This is a genomic window from Pseudoalteromonas luteoviolacea (genome assembly GCF_018100925.1).
GTDB lineage: Bacteria > Pseudomonadota > Gammaproteobacteria > Enterobacterales > Alteromonadaceae > Pseudoalteromonas > Pseudoalteromonas obscura.
In genome coordinates this window covers 18,848-35,235 of record NZ_JAGJEH010000016.1, presented here as the reverse complement: position 1 = coordinate 35,235, position 16,388 = coordinate 18,848, and the positions used below count along the sequence as shown (strand labels likewise).

Annotated in this window: 7 protein-coding genes; 3 read left to right on the top strand and 4 right to left on the bottom strand. The window is 42.4% G+C overall.

The annotated features are described in order from the left end of the window. The first annotated feature begins 1,055 nt into the window (after positions 1-1,055). Entirely contained in the window at positions 1,056-2,036 is a 981-nt protein-coding gene (locus J8M00_RS24885; RefSeq protein WP_211013098.1) for a hypothetical protein, read from the top strand. 632 nt (positions 2,037-2,668) lie between these two features. Here the strand turns inward: J8M00_RS24885 and J8M00_RS24880 are convergent. The 4 genes from J8M00_RS24880 to J8M00_RS24865 all read right to left on the bottom strand — a co-directional run bounded on the left by J8M00_RS24880 (position 2,669) and on the right by J8M00_RS24865 (position 12,414). Beyond that, the gene (locus J8M00_RS24880; protein ID WP_211013097.1) at positions 2,669-2,866 is read right to left on the bottom strand and encodes a hypothetical protein; all 198 of its coding nucleotides are present in this window, start codon (positions 2,864-2,866) and stop codon (positions 2,669-2,671) included. A 19-nt stretch (positions 2,867-2,885) separates the two neighbouring features. After that, positions 2,886-6,593: a DUF637 domain-containing protein gene (locus J8M00_RS24875; RefSeq protein ID WP_211013096.1), complete on the bottom strand. Its 3,708-nt coding sequence runs from the start codon at positions 6,591-6,593 to the stop codon at positions 2,886-2,888. A 12-nt stretch (positions 6,594-6,605) separates the two neighbouring features. Beyond that, positions 6,606-9,197, bottom strand: a complete 2,592-nt coding sequence (locus J8M00_RS24870; RefSeq protein WP_211013095.1) for a hypothetical protein — start codon at positions 9,195-9,197, stop codon at positions 6,606-6,608. Between the two features lie 406 nt (positions 9,198-9,603). Further along, complete coding sequence (locus J8M00_RS24865) at positions 9,604-12,414, bottom strand: hypothetical protein (protein WP_211013094.1); 2,811 nt, start codon at positions 12,412-12,414, stop codon at positions 9,604-9,606. Positions 12,415-13,030: 616 nt separating this feature from the next. On the opposite strand from J8M00_RS24865, the gene J8M00_RS24860 reads away from it, so the two are divergent. Together J8M00_RS24860 and J8M00_RS24855 are read left to right on the top strand one after the other, a co-directional pair. Further along, entirely contained in the window at positions 13,031-13,738 is a 708-nt protein-coding gene (locus tag J8M00_RS24860) for a substrate-binding periplasmic protein (protein WP_211013093.1), read from the top strand. A gap of 180 nt (positions 13,739-13,918) precedes the next feature. Beyond that, positions 13,919-16,282 (top strand): TonB-dependent receptor plug domain-containing protein, encoded by a 2,364-nt coding sequence (locus J8M00_RS24855; protein WP_211013092.1) that lies wholly within the window; start codon positions 13,919-13,921, stop codon positions 16,280-16,282. Positions 16,283-16,388 lie beyond the last annotated feature (106 nt).

Below are 16,388 nucleotides of genomic sequence, written 5' to 3'. Positions count from 1 at the left end.
GTTGGTATGAGTTGAATTAATCTTTAAATATCATGGTAACGAAATTAATTGCAAAACGCTCAATATACAACCAAGTTTAGTTACACATCATAAATCAGTCATGTCGATTAGTATGCTATGAGCAATTGGCCAGTAGAGGTGTCACACTGACTCGAACCACATTTTGCATAAATTCCGTACAAGCACAGGTATGCAATTTATATAGGCGTTCCAGTTCATTTTGATGTCTAAAAATAATTTAAGGGGAAGCCTGTAAGAGGCTAAACAGTGTTAAGTTTTTTCACATCCAATACTTATCAAAAAGCCGGATATAAAATTGTAAAGACATTTATTCCATATAAAAAGCAGCACAACGACTCCTTTTGGATTAATTCTAGGATATTGTTCTCAGTTGAATTTGATGTTTAGCAATCACGAAAGAGGCCAGCTCTTAATCACACATACTTTTACTCTCGTTATTATATTATGCATAAATGCGAGTTTTTCTTGTCAACGTCGAAGTAATCATATTGGACTTGCAGAAGTGAGCGAAGTTATAAAAGTTTGCCATATCGGAGTTTCGAGTAAAAATGAAGCAAAGTATCGGAGTTTTTTAACTTGCTATCTTCTCCCCCCATTAAAAGCTGTGAATACTGTACCATCGACGGTGATTTCCTCAATATCTCATGCTAAAAAGCCAATTCAATTAAATTCAGCCACTCCATAGGCCCAGCTATTTACTCACAAATTTTGAGATTCTTCATTTATTACTTTTTCATAAATACAGCATTGCTGCATGACACATTCTAAATCGAAATATGTCTATTTTTAAAACAAAAACTTGTAAGATCCATAGAGATGATTAGCAATATGAAAATGTTAATATAAACACACCTCATGAATATCCTTTAATTGATACGTTAATAAATTGAAGTTTAGGAGCAGATAGTGGTACAATGCTGATTAATATCATCTAATATCAATCAATTAACGCTACATAACAGGACAAGTTTTAATCGATTAAGTAGATATTAGGGATACTGATAAGATATAAATCTAATAATAAGGATAAGATAATGGACTCTACTCTATTTGTACCAATTTTAATCTCTGTGCTACAGGCAAATGGACCTGCACCACTAGAGCCTCATCAGGCTGAAAACATCTACTCTTGCCCAAAATTCACTATACCAGTAGACGGCTGCACGATTGTTGAATCTGACATAAGTGGCGTGCCTGACAAACTAGAAAACTGGTTCTTTGATATTGTCAACGAAGTTGCTGAAGAGTACACAGATGAGTGTAACACGCATGATAGAAACTATTGGACACTAGGTAAATCGAGGGATAGCTCTGACCAACAGCTTAGAGCCGATTTCAAAGAAGAGGCGACTGAATCATGGCTCGAAAAGCTTGGACCTGAATGGACGTTAGTCAAAAAAGCATGGGAAGTTATGGCTGGGGTGCCAGATGACGCCTACTATTTCCCAAGACAACAAGACGCATATAATACCTACACAGGTATCGGCAAAAAAGTTAAGGCCAATCAGTGTTTCGAAACAGCTGCTGACCTCCCTATTGACGCATCGCTGTTAAACGTAGCCAAAGCCACTTTCCGTTCTATTACCAGCCGTGAACCTACATCTTATGAAGAGTTTGATATGGTTGAGCTGTACAACTCAAGAGATGGCGGCAACTTGAACAACTTCAGAATTGCAGTTGATGCCTATGCAACGAGCAAAATCAACGTATCAGGCCCTGAAGCGAAAGTAGTCGTAACTAAAGATGTAGGCATAGACCAGTCTTCAATCACGTTCAGTGTTCCTCAATACTCAGCTGACGGCCAGAAACTGGAAACATACGTAAGAGCATTCGGTAAAGATTCAAAAACTGGTTCTCTAACTTTGTCTTTCAAAGAAAAATACGACTATACATATACAATCTCTGGATTGGTCGTCGTGACTGATGAAAATGGCAACAGTGACTTCAAGAAGTTTGAAACGCAACTGAAAGTTAATGGATGGTGCTCAAATCGTGAAGGGGTAGCCTGCTACTAATTTTCAGCTAGTCTGATTAACAAAAAACAGTTGGCTAATTTGTTGCTGAGACAAACATAGTCAACTGTTTTTACCCTTGAAGCATAGTCAACTTGTATCAGCTCTTACTTCAATGCCACTAGTTTCCTCCAGAAAAATATACGAGTTTATTAAGTTAGATAGTTTTATTCTCAGCAGGTATTAACGAAATTTGAACACAGTTTCCAGCGCTCGTTGCCATTGAATACACTCCTAGCCATCTCGTTTTATCAGTACTGAATTGGCTTAATACTACTGAAAAGTGCGCACTCAGTTACCAACCATATCCTATATTTTAGAGATGTAGTGGAGTTAATTACCTTAGTTAGCCTCACCGGGATAACGTTTTTGAGATTCGCGCTTACATTGAATTAAACGTACTGGGTCTTAATCTACAAAAGCCGTACTGCTCTATATTATTTTTATGCAAAAAAGCACGGTGTAAACACCGTGCTTTGAATTGATAATAGGACATCAAAGGCAAATCTATTAAGTCTTCATTGCTTTCGCCATTAAAATTCAAGTTTCATTATGACTGAATATTTAAACGGCAAAATAACTTGATTTGAGCAATAAATTTGCAGCTGCCTTGTCCGTCCAATTATCTTGCCGAATTATTGAAAGCGATATTTATCTATTATATTTTCAATTGTTAACTTGCCACTTTTTACTGCATTGAAGTCCTGTTCCGTAATTTCCTTAACGGTTACGCCTGATCCATGTGCACCACTGTCATAATTGACAAAAAACTTGCCCCTCTCTCGGACAACCATGCAGCAAACCCCTCTTATTTCTTCATAATCTGGTTTCATAACCTTATACTCCAAACAATTACTTAAACTTGAGCATTCTTAAGGGAACTTGAGTTACATCTAAGATAGCTTCTCGTACCCCCCCAGAAGTAACACCTCCAGGTACCCACATATCGTTCGCCCCCATCTCATTGCCACTTGGTAGACGTATCCCTCCCAATTCAGAAGGTAAAATATGCGCTGCTACGGTACCTCCATTGCTCAAGTCACCTGAATTTAAACCCAGCGCAATTTCTATTTCAGAAACATTGCCATTAGCACGTCGAACAATTTCATCAAAGTCACTTTTAGGCATAATAAAAGCTTCACTTGGGCCAATACTACCAAACTGATTGATGGCATCTTTTGTAGTAAATCGAACTGCTCCCCCTTTGAATCTATCTAAGTGAGAATCTATATATTCCTGTGACAGGTAGTCTTCAACTGGAGGCCTCTTTCCATTTTCTGGCTTTTTGAGAACTTCATCATATAACCTGTTAGCATCCCAGCCTGATTTTAAACTAATTTTATTGTCTTCAATGAAGCTGCCTAACTCAAGTTTATTCTCAACTTTGGCGCCCCAAGCAACCGGCCCAAATTCAAAGTCGACATGAGACTGCTGGCTTTCACCTGGTTTATAGTTCTGAGGTTTTCCAGACTCTAGCTTAGTCAGTATAGAATTAAGCTCTTCAACGACACGCTCAGGAACAATCCCTTTAGACTTCGCTATTTTAATCAAACTACCTAATGTTTCTGCGGCAGTTTTTCCAACAACAATATCGATACCAAGCGAAATAGCATGCTTTTTGATAATTTCGATCTGCTTTTGAGGATTGTCTTTAGCTGCAGCTAACTCCTCTCCAATAGCGATCGCACCTTCAATTGTTTGATACAAGTCGTATGCTTTGTAGAGCATATAACCGGCCTGTAAAACAAACCAAAATGCATTATGTTCCGCTGCATTTTCGCCAGCATTAGCAGCTATATTAACCTCAGCTCCAGCGATAAACGCCCCTACTCCAGCGCCCAACTTCGCAAGATCAACCCCCTTGGCTTTGATTTCGCTAAGTTGTTTCATTAGATTTGGCGCATTGGATTTAAGAAGTGCTTTTTTCTGCTCGTGCGTTAACCCAACAAATTTTGACTCATCTAAACCAAGGTCTTTTAAGATGCCTTCTAACTCAGCTTGCTTAGTATGATAATCTTGACTTGATTTGTATTTGTCAGCGACTACCTCTCCAATTACGGCACCGCCCGCCCCAGATGCACATGCAGTGCCTTTTTCAGCATTATTTGCACTCGCTGAAGCGGCTCCTATTGCACAGCCAAGTGCTGCATGAGATAAGTATCTAACAGCTTGATCTATCGTTCCATCATCTGCCAGTTCACCGATTTTGGAAGCCATTTTTTCACCAACGGTGTTAATGGCAGAAGCTCTCAATGAATTAACAAATTGACCTTTGAAATCACCAAAATCACCACCGTTAATTAGCGTTGATACGCCAGCACTAACCGTAGCATTTGCAACAGCCATGGAAACTTGGTTTGCTAAATCAATCGCATTTTGGCTTTCAAAAAATGTAGAGCCAATGTCTGCATTGCTAAAAAACTTCAGGCTTTTAAATGCTTCGCTGTTTAATATACCCGCGGTAACCATTGAAGTCGCAAGAGAGCGGATACTGTCTTCTTGTAACATCGACTCCAAAGTACCATCGATTCCCTTGCCACTGGCCAGTCCTACAGCTGCTTGTGTTGCCAACGCCAAAGCACCCGCTTGCATCGCGGCACCATTGATCACACCGAAGGAACCAATTGATCCTGTGGAACCGATTAATTCCGCGCCACCAGGACCCATCGCAACAGATACAGCAATCGCAATAACCGCCATAGCCGCTGGGCTCAATGTACTGGTTTTATCGTGTTTATGGATTCTTTCTAATTTTTGATAAACGAGATCAATATTGCCTGAAAGCTCAGGATCATTGTGCAGATCTGACATCCAGCTTAAGCTGTTGCTACTGCTAAATGTATTTAGCGTATCCTGTAGGCTTTCTCCTTCATACTGCCCCAGTTCAAGCGTAATTCCGTGGGTCGCTTTGACCTTAACACCGCCGATGATCTCGTTATACACCGCAGTATCGACCGTATCTTGCTTAGTTTCGGTCTTTATTTTCCAGGTGCCTTTTTTAACCCGATTGTAAAAATAGTGGTCCTGCTCTTTGGCAAGCAACAGATTTACTTTGCCGTTACGCGCATCTATCGTAGTCCCTTCACCAGAGTTTATTTTGGCTGCTTTTAATGTAATATCGCCGAAATCCGACGCTACCATTATGCCTTTGCCCGCCTCTAATGCTGAACGCACGGCAATAGTCTGGAACTCCTGCTCTTGCTCTGTAGTTTTGCCCCACTTTGCACTAGATTGCTTCTGGAACTGATTAAACTCATTGGATACAAAAATGCCCTGGCCTGCCAGTAGCTCAATAACCCCTTCATCGGCATGTAACTCTGCTGCTTTGAGTTCAATCGCACCAGACGCCATTAAGTAGATACTGTCCTTAGCAGACAGTTTTGTAGTCAAGTGTTTGACTTCAGAAGTTGATTGCGAATATTCGCCAACCGGTTCATTGTTAACGTAGCTAGTTTGTTGAGAAATTAGTCGAATATTGCCATCAGCACGTAAACCGATAGTATTGCCAGTTATCGTACCGCCCTGAATAACAATGTCACCCATGCTTCGAATACGAATATTCTCGCCACTGACCGAGGCAATTTCACCAAAGCGAGAGCCTCGCTCATAGCGGCTAGAAAAACGGTGTACTAACGTTTTCTGCTCATATTGACCAGCAATAATGTCTACATTGTCTCTTGCTGTCAGGCTGCCTGATAAATTTCTTAAAGTACCACCAACAAATAGGTTCAGATCGCCATCTGAGGCGACTTGTGCTCCGGGATTAACAGTAAGGTTTCGCGCTGTGCGTAAATAAGTATCACGGCCTGTTAGCAAGGTGCCATTGTTAACAGTAATGTCTCTAAAGTTTACATCGGAGCCTGTAAATTCGACTAGGTGACCGTTTACGGTGCGCGTTTCTATTGTCGATGCGCTCAGGTGTACCACTGGAGACAGTACATTTTCTCCATTGATGTCTCTAAACTCTGGCCAGATAAAATCTTTACCAAAACTGTCGTAAACTGATTTAGGTACTTTCTCACCAAAAGTAACACTCCCCTTTTTAGCCAGTTCGTATGCATTTTGGTATAACTGCGTTATTTGAGCCGTTTCATCAGCATACGCAGTTGAGATCATGTTGCGGTTCAGCTCGGCATAAATTTGCGAGCGGATCAGGCGTGATTGAACAAACCTGTCCCCCACCAGCTTTGCCAGCGGGTAATGCGGAAAAATAACCGTGATCGAGCCTGTGGAAATAGGGATATATTGTGGTGAAGGCAGTGCTGACTTTCTATTGTCCAGAAGCAGTTTATGAAAACCAGCTATGGTCTGAGCATTTTGAGCGCGTGACTGCTCCACGATGTGCTCAGATTTAACATACAATGTCTGGCGATTGCTCGACTCCTTAGTAAATGCAGGAGAGCTTGCCAGTACTTGTGCAGCATTCGTCTTGTCAAAAGCATTATAAGCGTGAGCCAGGGTTGGCAAACACACCTGCCCTAGCAACATAAAAATATTTAAGTAGGCAATGGCCTTCTTGTAAAATGGTACGGGCTTATCAGCCTCATTATTTTTTTTCATTTTAAATTCCATTTATTTACCAGCCATCAATTCCGCCACTGTGATCGTGGGTGATTTGGAGATATAGCGAATAAAGGGTGTGTCAAAATCGTCTAACTCATCATCAATCGAGATTTCATACTTGTAACTCACTGTCACTTTTTTACCGCCGTCACTGACTACAACATTCTGGTATTTAAAGTTTTGCGCGGTGCAACTGTAACGTTGATTATCACAGCGGTAGTCTTCTGCGCGGCTCACATACCTCCTGCGACTTGCATAAGATTTCGCAGCATCAGTCACTTCTTTAAAGGTGTAACCTGTATTTTCAAAATCTGCGCTTGATGTTTCGCCAAGTATCGTACTTAATGCCACTCTTACTGAGGAATAACTGCAATTCTCAGTTTTAACTAAACCGTGCTCTTCATATCGATAGCCATCACATTTATACAAATACGCCGTAACCCATTGATCTTGTACTTTAGGAGATGAGTAGCCTTCATAAGTATCTTCATCCACAACTTTTACATACCGTTGGAAGTACTCTCTAATCTTGGCGTTGGTCGTTGCATTCAATGAGTTTGAATCAGTGACAGTCAGGTCGCTTTGACTCTCTACATTCGGGTTAATACCATACACATTGCCATGAATGGCCAGTAAGGTTTCACCTTCAACAGAAGTATCAACCGATGTACCGCTACAGTTTCCGATGGCCATACACTGCTTAATGGCGTAAAAATTATCTGTTGCGACCGTACTGCTTAATTTGATGCCAATTGATTCCAAATCTAGTTTTTGGAAACGCGCGTTACCAAAAAGCTCAATGTACGAAAATGCATTGACAAAACGACGTCTGTTCGAAGGTACTGATTTACTGCCAATTTGAAACTCGCCAAAACTGACTATTCGCCCCGGAGGTGAGTAAGCCGCAATTTTCGTCCCGATTCCCTGCTCTACCGTATCGCGGCTTCCTTTATTTTCTGACGTATAAGCGTATCGAGAAATAATGTAAGAGGTCGTTTCAAGGCGGTAACGTTCATTAAATAACAGCGGTGTATCAATATGGAATAGCCCCTGCTGGTTAAGACGTAAAATGGCAGAAGAGTTGCGAATATACTGACTTGCTTTAAGTTCTATTTTTGACTCTGCTGCAATAGAAACCTGCTCCGACTGTGCTGTGTTTACGCGAATACCAGCACTCCAGTCAACACCGCTTGGCTCTTCAATATGGTAAGGGTTAATATTTTCGATGGCTTTTGCCACTATTTTTATGGTGTTCGCATGAATTTTTGCGCTGAGGCGGCTTTGTGCTGTACCCGCTGTGCTATAGCCTGAATACGGGCCATGCTTTAAGCTATTGACATTAATAGACGGTGCCTGCAATGACTTGTTTGTAGGCCAGTTTAGTCTGTTGGTTCGAGAGCCGTTGGTGAAAATACCATCATTCAAATCAACGCTCAAAGTGCCCGCTTTTATCACACCGCCAAAGGTATTGTATACGTCACCTTCAACTTCGATATTAACTTTAGAACCATTTAAGGTGCCTGAGTTAATCAGTCGGCTAGCAGCAACCTCTATACTCCCTGCATCAATATAGCCCTGATTTAACATCCCGCGGTCTGAAAAACTCTTGACGGTTTGACCAATCAGCCTAGACCCAGATCGATAAGTCGTCGCACCGATGGTTTTTGTTGTGATGATACGGTCACTATAGAGCTTACCGTAGACATTCAACGCCGCACTTTCATGCTCAGCTATTTGAATAAACACACCTTCTGCTGGCGCGTAAAACTGTCCCTGTCGCGTGCTAGTCGCCAAAGCATCCGACATGGTATTGAGTACAGTGCTAGTAGGAATAGTCACTGGCTGCGACGTAACAATACCAATACTTGCTGCTTTAAAAGTACCAACCGGTTGGTAATTACTCGAAAGGGTCGTCGAAGAGATCATATCGAGATTGCTATAACGAATAGTAAAGCGACCGGGGTACAGGTTAATCCCCCCAGATCCCAGCACATACGTGCCCCTACTTGATTGAATGAATCCACTATTAGGATGACGCTCAGCGCGTAAATTCAAGTCAATAACACCTGATGTAACAATACTATCGGACATCACTTCAAGAGATTGCAAACCTGGCGCACTTAGGTTTGAGATAGTCACTTTACCACCGACTCGCGTTCTGACAATGCCACCAGAAAATGTGCCATTTACAAAAGATACTCTCCCCGCATTATCAAAAGAACAGTTATTACAACTTACAGAGCCTCCATTTGATATAAACACTAAATCCACGGGCTTACCCATCACCGAAACCGAATTTTGAATATCAATTGATGACGCATTAACCACTAAGGTTTCAATATTACTGTCACTGGGGATCTTGATAAGTACAGGCTTACCAATTGTTGCAAACTTATTAAAGTTAAGCGTTGTCACTGCTGCTGAACTTTCTACAACCAAAAAATCTGTGGAGGCACTAGGTTCATGATGTACCGAAAAAGTAGAAGATTGATTATATATATATCCCGATACACGCTCAGTAGCATTTACTACCGTACTTAATGCAGAGAAAAACATACATAAGAGCACAACCCGAAAAGGCTGAGAACATTTTGTTTCCATATCTATCCTTAATTTCACAAAAAAAACCATTGTATACATATTGGAAACAACATCAACTTTTATGTACCTAAAGTTAACTTAGCTAAAATACAAGGACATGTTTGATTTATAAGTAAAAAAGCAGCCATAAGGCTGCTTTTTCAGGTTTTTTGGTAATAAAAATTTCGAATCCCCCATGAGGAAATGAATATTTTCATGCGACCAATTTAGGACCATATCTGGCCATTGTTGTGTGTTGCCAATTAAGTTTTGGCATGGTTATTTGTTCCTTTAGCATGTTGTATCGATATAAGCCGCTGCGCAATGGCACCCGCTCAAATCTAGAGAGCAACATAGTAAACAAACAAATGAATGGCTATTACAAGGTATTACACACATTGAATAATCAACAACGATAGCGGCAAAGCTACATCAAAATGAGTCGCTCTTTTTCTATACTTTCTAAAAAGTCTTTCGCAGCTTCTTTATTGTCCTCATTTTTAGACTTGTTCTGACGATAGTCTGTTGCAATCTCTTCGAGTTTTGCGAGGATCACTCTGCGTTCTAATATTGAGTGAGTCTTGTGGTATTTCTCCAACTGCTCTGCGACTTGTGCCTTGCTAGTACTAAACTCAAAAATCCAAATACTTTTGCGCTGAACCGCTTCATTCCAAACTTTGGGTGTCCATATATAAGTGCCACTGGTAGGTAATTTATCTCTCTCCGCTTTGATTTTTTGATAGGTTTTTACAAACTTAAGACGCTGTGGCATCAACTTGAGCAAGTTAGTATACCTTTCACTCACATCCTCTTTTTGCAGTGGGCTCAAATGGCTATAAACCGTTTTCCTCGCAACTTCTGGCAGCTTTCTCTTCGCTTCATCTTCTGTGTACTCAATGTGACTGTGGTCTTTCTCTAGCTGATTGACCCACTTGTCAACAGAGAGTGTTTCTTTAGTTACTTTTACGGGTTCAGGCTTGTCTTTGACAAACTTACCTTGTGAACGTTCAACGATGTAACCTTTGCCATTCGGGCTCCTGTTAATTGTACCATCTAGCGTATATTCACCTAGGGTCCAATCTCCTATGGAAACAGATGCAATCTCTTTTTCAAATGTCAGTACTTTAGCTTTGATGGATGCCCCAACTTCAGCTTCTAACGATCCAGTTAAGCTGAAGTCACCTTGCATTGGCCAATCTTTATCGATACCAAACTGCCCAAAGCTATCTCCACCTTGCCCACGGGTGTATTTTAAACGACCCGACGTCAAGATTTTGCCCTCAATACCGCCACGTATCTCACCAAATAACCCACCTTGAACCTTGGCCAAGTATGGGACGCCAACAAACGCCCCGGCTTCAATTCTGGCCTTAGCTTTTGCACTGGCAGAGGCTTCACCAAATACATTGAAGAGCATTTGCGTTTCTGTGTTATCTTCTTCCTTGTTTTGAATCCGAGCACCAATTCCGGCTGCGAAATCAAAACCTCCAGTGATATCTACACCCACTCCAGCAACGCCAGCGCCGACTGGAAAATCTAAGGAAAATGCAGGAAAACTAATGCCCTTCTTCCACTCTCCCGATATTCCACCTTCGCGTTTTTCGTTATCGTAGTATGCTTCCAATCCTAATATGCGTGCTCTAAGTAACTGCAATCCATTATTTTCATCTTTTTCATAAGTGAACTTTCCACCTTCGAATTTGAGTGAATTCAGCCCTTGATGCACTTTTAACTGTTTGAGTTCAAACACTTTCCCAAAGTCAAAATTACCGGAGAAAAAGTCTGATTCAACAATGGCCTTCTTGTTTAAAACCTTGGAGTTGTCGTGCTCCAGATCCATATAAGCGTTTTCAGCTTCAATGGCGTCTTTAGTAAACTTTGCCTTTGTCATTGCCAGCGTCATGGTCGTATGTTTACTGACCGGGATCTCAACATCTGCTTGCTCAATTTCACCGCCTAGTTGCTCGTCGTGATACATCACCTTAGCTTGGCTTATAGATGCCTTAACGCCTCCTGGTAAACCATGTAAAGAAGCATCTGTACTGACTTCAAATTCTGGCGCGGTGTCTTTTGCAATGTCAACTTCACCACTTGGGTTGCTAATCGATAAGAAGTTAGGGATCACTTCAAACGTATCTGACGAAGAAATTTTTGTTCTACCAGATTTGAATCGACCTGCGGTATCAAGTTTTAGGTCAAATTCCCCATCCAGCTTTTTTTTGTCCCACAAAGGAACATGTGCGTCACCTGCAAAATGCACTTCTTTTTGCTGCTTGTTGTAATCCAGTGACATTAAGTCTGAATACACACGCTTATTAGCAATATCAAGCCCTACAATACTGGCTTTAAAACGAGATAGGCCTTCTTCATTTATCACTAACTCATCACCTAAAACCTGATGCGCTGCGATAAAACCACTAAACCCGACCCCCTGCTGACTGGCAAATACGGGCTTAACAGACACTTCCCAACCACTACCAAAGGGTAATTTGATATCTACGTCCCCACCAAATTGCTGGCCGAGCAAGTTTACTTTTGCCACACCAGTACCATGAAGCCCCGCTCTTTTTGGCTTACTGACTCCATCTTCCCAATCCATCAGCTCCGGTTGATTAATACCCAATGAAACGAATTTATTATCGACAATATTGGGAGATGACTGCTCTTCTTCATCTGCGGGCTGTCCTGAGTCATCTGCTTCATCAGCTTCAGATACTCCGATTAAACGGGCTACGCGGCTAGCAAGTTTATCTTGGATGTACTGCACCCAAGCTTGCAAGTCTGCAACTAATGCACGCAATGCTCCATGGGCATCACTTCCTTTTTTAAGCCATTGATAAATATAGGGCTCATCTATATCACCCCATGCTGTAGCGATCCAGCCACCGTTGTAAAACTTATTGGCCGCCCACAGCCAAATTTTTCCCACAGCCCACAGTACTGCAGACACAACACCTGGGGGCACTTTGGCTAGCATTAGCAAGGCTTGTGAAATAGCAGTTACCCAAGGGTTTAAGGATTTTAAAGACGTAACCGCATAATTAAATACACTTGAGATGATCAGTTTAGCTGTGGCATCTCCTTTGAAATGGTCCCAAACTACTTGGGAAGCGTAACGCTTGGCGACATCGACACCTGATGACAGCAAATCGACGTTCACTGAGTCTGAATTGAGTGCATTGCTTACCGAAGACGCGGTACGCGTTGGGTAAGTAGCTAACTCTTCTTGTTGATGCATGTAGATGATTTCCTTTTGTTGCTTGTATCGAAATGAGTCGTGGTAGGATTGTTGGGAACTCACAAGCCGTAAACCTTTCATGGTGAGGCAATAAAAAGTGTATGCCTTGGCGAGGTGAAATAAGCGGCTAATCTTTTAACGCCACTTTCAAAGCATCGATACGAGTTTGCTCCGATGTCCAAAGCTTGCTGTTTTTTTGCTTGCCGGTTCAATCCTTGTAGTCTTTATCACGAGTGCGTTTGCCGTCGCTATGCAACAAATCAAGCGGCTTAGTCAATCCTTTTTTAGTTGGTCAGCGCCGTATATATAGCCTTGTTGTCTTACTAATGACCGCCTTATTTGCAAATGCCGACGTAGCCCCAATGCCTACCGTAGAGTCATGTATTGTCTTGGGGACTGATATTGTGGTACTCAGGGCTAGCCTTCGGGTGATTAATACTGATCACATCTGTACAGGAGTACTCAGAACCTTTACAGCACAAGCAAAGATTGCTTTGGGTGTCACTTCATTTTTATAAGGTGTGGGGGCCATTGGTAATTAACACATCAATTCAGACTGTGCAAAATAGGCTGGTCGTAACTAAACTTATGATGAGTTTGGCTTGTCTGAGCATGTATGTCACGAATCTTTGGTTGCTCCTTTATCTCCTGCGTTCTGTTTTTTTGCACCGTAATAAGCGCTCAGGATAATGCACTTTCTGTATATACCGAACACTTTGCCCCCTATACCATAGTCGGTGAGGGTAACAGGCTTTCTGGTAGTGCCGTGTCTAAGGTCAATCAAGCACTTACCCTGACAGGTATTGAAACCAATATCGAGGTTGTTCCTTGGGCTCGCGCCTATAATATGGCTTTGAGCCAACCCAATGTGTTGCTCTTTTCCATGGCAAAAACGCACCAACGTACTCCCCTGTTTCACTGGCTCTATAAAATCACCACCTTAAAGTATGATTTTTATTCTCTGCGTAGTGGCAAAATCAGTGTAGCCAGTATCGAGGATGCCCTTACTTATACAACAGTCGCAATCCGGGGCAGTTATGAAGAAAGTAAGCTTCTGAGTTTAGGTTTTACAGAAACCGACAACCTTGTTGTCGTTGCCAATATGGAGCAAGCATGGCAAATGCTTAGTAAAGGCAGGGTGCACACTATGTTTGCCTCTCATATTCCTGCCCAAATTGCGACCAAGCATGCTCCTCAATACATACGTCACCAGGCCATAGATGACAGCCAAGAGCTCTATGTCGTGGCGAGTTTATCTACTGACGTGCAATTTATTGAAGCGCTTAAACTAGCCTTTGAGCAGTTGGAAAAAACTTCCCCTTAAACTGCGATCCCGTCCGCCTGCCCTATCAACAGTCCTCTTACCATCAAATCTTGACAAACAAGCGGTATAGCCTACCCTCCAAAGATATAGGTAAGACCCTCGCTGACGAAAAAAGATCACCGTTTTGATTGTGCGACACAGTCATTGATCCGCTGCAGTTCGTAGGGTTAAGGCGAAAGCATGACTCAAATACATCACAACAAAAACCTAGTAGCCCTAATATGCTCCGCCGCCCTGCTCACCAGTTCAATAACGTATGCACATAATGAGCAGTCCGGCACATTAATGGAGCTCAGTCTTGAAGACTTGCTCGACCTAACCGTGTCATCTGCTTCCGGTATTGAAGAAACACTGCGCGATGCCCCAGCCGCTATGGTAATCATCACTGCTAAAGATATTAAACAGCGTGGTTACACCAGTATTGATGAGGTCATTCTAGATTTACCTGGATTTGACAGCACAGTAACCAATGGTAATGGCGGCGTGATCACCTATCAGCGCGGTTATCGAACACCACTCACCCAGCGCACCCTGATGCTAGTCAACGGCATAGTAGATAACCATTTGTGGTATCACGAAGCTACCCTGTCAAAAAACTATCCACTATCCAACATCGAGCGTATAGAAGTACTCTATGGCCCGGTTGGTGCAGTTTACGGACCCAATGCATTTTTAGGGATCATAAACTTGGTTACCTCAAATGCTAAAGATAGGTATAAGAATGATGACTTTTTTACAGTGAACGTTCAGTCAGGTAGCTATGATACCCAGAGCGTTGACCTAACCGCAGGTGGCAACCACAAAAAACTGACCTATAACCTGTCTGCAAAATACTACTCCAGTGATGAAGCAGATATTGATGATCTAGCTCCCTGGGGGTTTGTAAGTAACGAACTATTGAGTAACCGAGATATCTGGGGACCTGTGATTTACGACACTGCTCTGTCAGCTAATTGCGATGCAGATGGCTGTCCTCACAGCTCTAAATACAACGACTTTGGCAGCTACCACGACCCACAAAGGGAATGGGGAGTTCTAGCCGATGTGACATTTAAAAACCTGACTTTGGGAATTATTGAATGGGACATGCGTCATGGCTGGGGCCCACAATACCCTCATGACAGAGCCCAGCCAGCGGCCCAGTGGTATCGCACTTCTGAACAGTTTTACCTGCGCCATGCCGGTTCGTTACAAGACAAAGTGCAGGTAGACACTATGCTGCTCAGCAGAAAAAGTAATAATGGTGGCTACTGGGTTGAGGCCTTTCCAGGGTCAACTGCACTGACTGGTCCAGAGGTTGTCTCAACACTGACTATTTCGCACTGGCGAACCTCTAATAAAAGCTGGCTTTTCAAACAAGATTACGAGTTCGATTACAGCGAACAATTAAAAATAAGTGGCGGTATTAAGTTTGAGGATAAGGAACTGACTAAAGCATATGATGCCTGTGGTTATTTTGCAGAGACATTCTGCTCATCAGATACGCCCGAAACCGCGGGTGATGGAGTTGCACTCAACACAGACAGTACTATTAATATCCAACCTGATACATTAAGCCAGATGCCCGACGAAAACTTAGCCAGTTTAACTGACAGAGGGGCCTACATTCAGGCCATCTGGAACATCAATAACTGGCGCATTAATGCCGGGCTAAGACATGACAAAAATAGTCTGTACGGCAGCACCACCAATCCCAGAGCGTCAGCTATTTATTTTCTCTCTAATCAATCAACTGTCAAGTTACTTTACGGTACGGCTTTTCAGGAACCCGCTCCAATACAATTGTGGGGAGGCTGGAGCGGCCGATCCGCAAACCCTAACTTGAAGCCCGAAAAAGCGGAGAACTTTGAAGTCATCTATATGTACCAACAAGACAACTGGCTGCACGACCTATCACTGTTTACTGCCAGATACGACGATGTCATTAAAGAAGAGGCTGAAAATGCAGGAAAACGCAGCACTTATGGGCTAGAGTATCGCGGCAAGTTTGAGTTCAGTAACTTCATGACAGGCGCAGCTAATATCACCGGTTATCTGTACTACACCTACACGAAGTCAAAAAGCAGTGTCAGCTACGACCATGAGCTCGGAACATGGGTTGGTGATGGGATCGAAAACTGCCATGAAATAGCTCAGGAACATACTTTGTCATATGATCCATGTAGTAACCTCGATGCAGAGCTTGGCGATATTTCTCCGCATAAAATTAATGTGGGTATTAATGTGCCTGTCAGTGACCAATTCAATGTAAATTTAAGAGCCAACTGGATAGCCAGTAAGCCTCTGTATTTAAGAAACGCGCTGCGCGCAAAACACAGAGAAAATGACACTTACTTAACCGTTGATGCGAATATCTCTTACCAATTCGAATCGTTCAAAGTAGCATTTAAGGTGAAGAACCTCTTTGATGAAATCTACTACCATTCCGGCGCAGAAGCCGCAGCCAGTGGCGACGACTTTGAGCAGCGTTCTCAAGGCTGGGCAAACTCTCTGATCCCACAGCCAAAACGCAGCTTTATGGTGACGGTAAGCATGCAGTTTTAGTTGAGTTTGTGTTGTTAAACTGTACATCCTTAAAGCAAGATTTTGTGTCGTTTGAACCAAATTGTAATACAGCCACGCTGTATCAATGCGTGATTTTAGGCAGACC